7 protein-coding genes are annotated in these 5843 nt (G+C 65.7%); 3 read left to right on the top strand and 4 right to left on the bottom strand.

The features are described 5' to 3' along the window. The 3 genes from EN884_RS22655 to EN884_RS22645 form a co-directional block, all read left to right on the top strand. On the top strand, positions 1-583 hold a 583-nt coding region (locus EN884_RS22655), incomplete at its 5' end, for an acyl-CoA dehydrogenase family protein (RefSeq protein WP_281034839.1). Positions 584-647: 64 nt separating this feature from the next. Continuing rightward, a complete protein-coding gene (msuE, locus tag EN884_RS22650; protein ID WP_027164238.1) occupies positions 648-1208 on the top strand; it encodes an FMN reductase in 561 nt (186 codons plus the stop codon). A 118-nt stretch (positions 1209-1326) separates the two neighbouring features. Next, positions 1327-1812: a hypothetical protein gene (locus EN884_RS22645; protein ID WP_063169862.1), complete on the top strand. Its 486-nt coding sequence runs from the start codon at positions 1327-1329 to the stop codon at positions 1810-1812. A 14-nt stretch (positions 1813-1826) separates the two neighbouring features. Here the strand turns inward: EN884_RS22645 and EN884_RS22640 are convergent, their stop codons facing one another. The 4 genes from EN884_RS22640 to EN884_RS22625 all read right to left on the bottom strand — a co-directional run. Then, a complete protein-coding gene (locus tag EN884_RS22640) occupies positions 1827-2366 on the bottom strand; it encodes a hypothetical protein (protein WP_063169863.1) in 540 nt (179 codons plus the stop codon). Beyond that, a complete protein-coding gene (locus EN884_RS22635; RefSeq protein WP_063169864.1) occupies positions 2359-5235 on the bottom strand; it encodes a sarcosine oxidase subunit alpha family protein in 2877 nt (958 codons plus the stop codon). The genes EN884_RS22640 and EN884_RS22635 overlap by 8 nt, the downstream gene beginning before the upstream one ends. Then, a complete protein-coding gene (locus tag EN884_RS22630) occupies positions 5232-5498 on the bottom strand; it encodes a sarcosine oxidase subunit delta (RefSeq protein WP_013528149.1) in 267 nt (88 codons plus the stop codon). Before EN884_RS22630 ends, EN884_RS22635 begins: the two co-directional genes overlap by 4 nt. Before the next feature lie 70 nt (positions 5499-5568). Beyond that, the coding region (locus tag EN884_RS22625) for an FAD-dependent oxidoreductase (RefSeq protein WP_128360744.1) at positions 5569-5843 on the bottom strand (275 nt) is incomplete at its 5' end.

The raw sequence follows: 5843 nt of genomic DNA, 5'->3' as shown, positions 1-5843 counted from the left end.
GTCCGGCACCGTCATCATCGACAACGTCAAGGTGCCGAAGACGCATCTGGTACCCGGCTACAAGGGCTACGACAAACCGACCGCCGACGGCGCCATCTTCCAGATCATCCAGGTGGCCGTGGACACCGGCATCGCCCAGGCGGCGATCGACGAGACGGTCGATTTCGTCAGGACCAAAAGCCGCGCCTGGATCGACAGCGGCGTCGACAACGCCTGGGACGATCCCTACACCATTCAGGCCATCGGCGACCTGACGCTGCGCCTGCACGCGGCGCAGGCGCTGCTCGAAAAGGCCGGTCATGCAATCGACCGGGCAGTGGCCGAGCCGACAGCCGAGACGGTGGCGCACGCCCAGATCGTCACTGCCGAGGCAAAAATCCTGTCGACAGAGATCGCCATCGCCGCCACCAACAAGCTGTTCGAACTGGCAGGGACCCGCTCAACCCTGGCCGAGCACAATCTCGACCGGCATTGGCGCAACGCGCGCACGCACACGCTGCACGATCCGGTGCGCTGGAAATACTCGATCCTCGGCAAATATTTCCTCAACGGCGAAAATCCGCCGCTGCACGCCTGGAGCTGATTTTCCACCGGCGGGCTGGCGGCCCGCCACGTCAAACCTTCGACCATCCAAGAGGCCCACTGCCATGTCAAACCCAACAGTCGTCGGCTTTTCCGGCAACATCACCAGGCCGTCAAAGACGCGCGCCTTCGTCGATCTGGTCGCCAGGGACATCGCCGCCAGCCACGGCCTATCGGCGAGCACCTATGATATCGAGGATCTCGGGCCGTCGCTGGGAACGGCGAAATGGGCCCGCGATCTCGACGGCCAGGCGCACGCGATCCTGGAACAAATCCTCGCCGCCGACGTGCTTGTCGTGGGCTCGCCGACCTACAAGGGCAGCTATACCGGCCTGTTCAAGCATTTCTTCGACCTGATCGATCCGGCGGCATTGCGGGGAAAGCCCATCGTGCTGACGGCGACCGGCGGTGGCGAGCGCCATGCCTTGATCGTCGAGCATCAGCTGCGGCCGCTGTTCGGCTTCTTCGAGGCCTTTGCGCTGCCCACCGCCGTCTACGCCACCGACAAGGATTTCACCGACGGCGTGCTGCGCTCCGAGGCGATCCTTAAGCGTGCGGCGCAGGCGGTCGACGAGGTCGGCTTTGTGCTGGCCAATCGTTCGGCAGGCCGGATCGCCGCTGAATAGCCTGTCGTCAGCCAGATTGAACTGAACGAAATCCGTGAGGGCAGCGCCCCCGCTTACGCGCAATTTACGACCGACCGCTAAAACCGTTCCTGTCTGATTCGTCTGGGACAGGAACGTCATGAGCAAAGCCCTCACATCCTTCGCATTGGTCGCCGTGCTGACCGCCTTGCTCATGGCGTTGAGCCTGGCTGTCGCCAGGCACGGCTATCCCTATGGCGCGATCGGCGTCAGGCGCCTTGACGGCATTGCCGACGCCGGCGTGTTCATCCCGATTGCCGCCGTCTATTTCTTCAGCGCGATGCTGATGATGATCCTGCCGATAAGGGCGGCCGGTATCGTCCTGACCCATGCCGCCGATGCCCTTTTCTGGACCGTGATCGCACTGTTTGCGACCATCGTCGGCTGTATGGTCGCCAGATGGGCGTTCGGGCAGGGCAGCGCCGTGTGGACATTGCTGAACTGGCGGTTCCTGTTTGCCGCGGCGATCGTCGGTTGTCACTTTGTCATGAACGAGTTGCGCCGCAACGTGCTGCTGCGCAGCCTGTTCTTCGTCGTCTTTGCCGCTGCGACGCTGGCCTGCCTGTTCTGGTCGTTCACACTCTGACCAGCCGTAACCGGCTACTTCGCTGATCCTGCGGCGATGTTGCCGGCGGCAATTTCCATCCATGTCCAGAGATAGGCGGCAAGACCGCGATCGACATGGATGCGCAGCTTGGCGTCATGGCGATAGACGACGGCGCTGATGTCGGCGAAGGACAGCGCTGCACTGGCGCTCGCTTGGCTGGGATCGAGCGTCGTTCCACGCGCGATGAAAGCGTCGAGCGCCGTGCCCTCGGCCTCGAACATTTGCAACCCGGCGCTGATCGCCGTCACCGCGAACCCGTCTGTGTGCCAGCCCGAGGCGATGGCAAGCGGGCTGTTCGAGACGATCAGCAGCCGGTCGCGCGCCAGTCGCGCCGCATAGCGGTCACCTTGTGCGGTGCCAAAGGCTCCGACTCCGTTCCCGTCGGCGCTCGAAGCCCGCGCCCACGCGTCGAGGTCGCCGCTGACCAGCAACTGGTTGAGGCCGCAGACCGCGCGCACCACAAGGCCGGGCACCTTGATCACCGCCGATTGCCAGTCCGGTGCAACGGACCATTTTTCCGCGAGATCACGCATGCAGCCGGTCTCCTGCCGGGTCGAAGGCGCAAGGGGCGGTAATTGTCGCCTTGCTGATCTTGCCGAGATACTGGATGTCAATCGTCTCGCCGTGCCGCGTCGCGCCGCGCTCTATCAGCCCAAGCGCAACCGGGCGGCCAAGCGTCGGGCTCTGGTAGCTCGAGGTGACAAAGCCCTGGCTGCGCAATCTGCCGTCGATCCGTTTGATGCCATGCGCGCCGGTCGGCAGCGGTGCTTCGCCTTGCGGCACTGCCAGCCCGACAAGCTGCATGCGATTGTCACGCGACGCCTCCTCGGTGAACAATGAGCGGCGGCCGACGAACTCGGTCTTGCGTTTGGCCCGCGGACCGTGGACGCCGAGATCATGCGGCAATGTGGTGCCGTCGGTGTCCTTGCCGATGACGATAAAACCCTTTTCGGCACGCAGGATCATCAGCGCCTCCAGGCCGATGACGATGGCGTCGAGCGCCTGGCCGGCCTCGCGCAGATGCGCCCATAGCGGCTCGGCGTGGTCGGCCCGGATCGAAATCTCGTAGCTCCTGTCGCCGGTGAAACTGACGCGGGCGATGCGGACTTCGTCGCCGGCATAAGTGCCATGACCGATCGCCATATGCGGCAGGTCGGCATCGTCGAGCGAGAGGCCAAGATGCAGCTTTTCCAGCAGCTTGCGGGCATTTGGCCCCGAAACGGTCAGTGTCGCCATGTCCGGTGTGGCGTTGTGGATGTAGACGGCGCCGCGGCCAAAACGGTCCTGGCGCCATTCCTCCAGCCGCGCATGGACGGCGGCGACATGCGAGGACGAGCACGACACGACGAAGCGATGCTCGTCCAGCCGCACCAGCACGCCGTCGTCGAAGACCACGCCGTTCTCAGACAGCATGAAGCCATAACGGCAGCGGCCCGGTTTCAATGTTGACATGGTGTTGTAGTAGAGGAAATCGACGAACGCCGCCGCCTGCGGCCCGATCACCTCGATCTTGCCGAGCGTCGAACCATCGAACAGCGCGACCGACTGGCGCGCACGTCGCGCCTCGTCCGCGATCGAACGTTCCGCGTCCGCGTTGCCGCCATAATGAGCAGGCCGCAGCCAGCCGCCATATTCCTGGAAGACAGCGCCGCTGGCGCGATGGACGTTTTCGAGCGGCAGCCGCCGTACCGGCGCCATCAATTCACCGACGCGCGCGCCGGCAAAGCTTGCCAGCGGCACCGGCGTGAACGGCGGCCGGTAGGTGGTGGTGCCGACCTCCGGCACCGTGCGGCCGGTAATCCCTGCCATCAGCGCCAGCCCGGGCAGGTTGGAGGTCTTGCCCTGGTCGGTCGCCATGCCGAGCGTGGTGTAGCGCTTCAGATGTTCGACCGAGACGAAGTTTTCGCGTGCGGCCAGCTCGACGTCCTTCACCGTCACGTCGTTCTGGTAGTCGATCCAGATGCGGCCTTTCGAGCCCGGCATCGGCCAGGCCGGGAGAATGCCGTCCGTCGCCTCCGGCCCGGTGCTGCGTGGTGTTGCCGCGTTCTCCTTGCCGGCGAATGCCTTTTCCACGCCGGCAAACACCTCCGACAAGGAGACCGCGCCGGCTGCGGCGCCGACCACGGCGATACCGCCGACCGGTTCGCCCGGCAGGAAGGCCGCGCGCGCATCGCTCCAGGCGAGCTTGCCCTTGGCCTGGCCGAAGAGATGGATGGTCGGCGTCCACCCGCCGGAGACCACAACGCAATCGGCATCGAACCTCGTGCCGTCGTCGAGCGTCACGCCGTCGACGCGCAGCTTGCCGCTGGCGGATGCGAGAGAACGCCCCTTGATCAGCCGGACATTGGCCGCCGCCGCAGGCGCGCCGTCACGCCGGATATCGACAAGCCTGACTTCGGCGCCAACCTCGGCAAGCGCCCCCGCCACCTCATAGGCGCTGTCATTGTTGGTGGCGACGATGATGCGGCGGCCGACCAGCACAGCGTGGCGCCGGAGATAGGCGAACGCCGCATCCGCCGACATGATGCCCGGCAGATCGTTGTTGGCGAAAGGCAGCGGCCGCTCGATGGCGCCGGTCGCCAGCACGATCTGGCGCGGCCTGACCCGCCACAGCGTATCCGGCCGGCCGTCGAGATGACGCTGGTTCAGCCCGACCAGATTGTGGTCGTAAATGCCGAAGGCGGTGGTCGAAGGCAGGATGAGGTGACCGCCAGCGGCAAGCCCGGCAATCGTCTCCTTGCCCCATACGGCCGCCGGCTTGCCGTCGATCTCCGCGGCACGATGGCCGAGCGATCCGCCGGGGCTCTGCTGGTCGTCGACCAGTGTGACGGTCAGGCCAGCACCGGACGCCAGCCCTGCCGCCGCCAGCCCGGCCGGTCCCGCGCCTACAACCAGCACATCGCAATGATGGTTGATCTGGTCGGCCATGCCGGGCGAGGTCCAGTCGGCGTCGACTGTGCCCAGCCCCGCCATGGCGCGGATGCGCGGCTCGAACCTGTGCCAGTCCGGCCACATGAAGGTCTTGTAGTAGAACGCGGCCGGGATGAAGCGCGCAAAACGGTCCAGGAAGGCGTTGCGGTCGGCCAGTGCGCTGGGCGTGGCGTTGACGCTTTTCGCCACCAGTCCGTCGCGCACCGGCTCGGTCGTGGCGCGGGTGTTCGGCGTCGCCCGCGTGCCGCCGAGATCGACCAGCGCATTTGGCTCCTCGACGCCGGCGCCCCATATGCCGCGCGGCCGGTGGTATTTGAAGCTGCGGCCGACGACCGCGACGTCACCCGCCAGCAGCGCCGAGGCGATGGTGTCGCCGGCAAAGCCTTGCACGGTGGTGCCGTCGAAGCTGAAGCGTATCGGGCGCGAGCGGTCGATGGCGCTGCCGCCGGTGGCAAGGCGCGAGGCGGTCACGCGACGTGCTCCCCGCCGAGTGCGGCCGAGGACAGCACCTTGTGGGTGACGGTGTCGCGCTCCATGACGAAGAACTCGCCGCAGTTCATGTGAACCCAGATTTCGCGCGCCGTGCCTTTCGGATTGGTGCGCAGATAGAGGTAATCAGCCCAGCGATCGATCGGCACATCGGCGCCATCCGGCCGCGCATTTCCGGCATCGCCGCCATAGTGGAATTCGGTTTCGTCGCGCGGGCCGCAGAATGGGCAAGGGAAAAGCTGCATAAAATCCTCAATCTTCGTCTTTATGCATGTCGTTCTCCCCAAACCGCTGCGTACTTTTGGGCGACATGCATCAGTGCGCGATGCCGGAGCCGGCCGCTTCGTCGATCAGCCGCCCGCTGGCGAAGCGATCAAGGTCGAACGGACGGCTGATGTGGTTGTGTTCGCCAGTCGCCAGCAGGTTCGCCAGCAGCGTGCCGCCTGCGGGAATGGCCTTGAAGCCGCCCGTGCCCCAGCCGCAATTGAGGAACAGGCCGGGCAGCGGCGAGGGGCCGATGATCGGCGAGGAGTCCGGCACGACATCGACGATCCCAGCCCATTGCCGCATCAGCTTGAGCTGGCCGAAGA

This window comes from Mesorhizobium sp. M7A.F.Ca.AU.001.01.1.1, assembly GCF_004022735.1.
Classification (GTDB): Bacteria; Pseudomonadota; Alphaproteobacteria; order Rhizobiales; family Rhizobiaceae; genus Mesorhizobium; species Mesorhizobium ciceri.
This window is presented reverse-complemented; position numbering and strand designations above follow the sequence as displayed.

Coding starts and splice junctions, on each gene's coding strand:
- EN884_RS22630 (WP_013528149.1), bottom strand. CDS start 5,498: ATGCAGCTTTTCCCTTGCCCATTCTGCGGCCCGCGCGACGAAACCGAA.
- EN884_RS22645 (WP_063169862.1), top strand. CDS start 1,327: ATGAGCAAAGCCCTCACATCCTTCGCATTGGTCGCCGTGCTGACCGCC.
- EN884_RS22640 (WP_063169863.1), bottom strand. CDS start 2,366: ATGCGTGATCTCGCGGAAAAATGGTCCGTTGCACCGGACTGGCAATCG.
- msuE (WP_027164238.1), top strand. CDS start 648: ATGTCAAACCCAACAGTCGTCGGCTTTTCCGGCAACATCACCAGGCCG.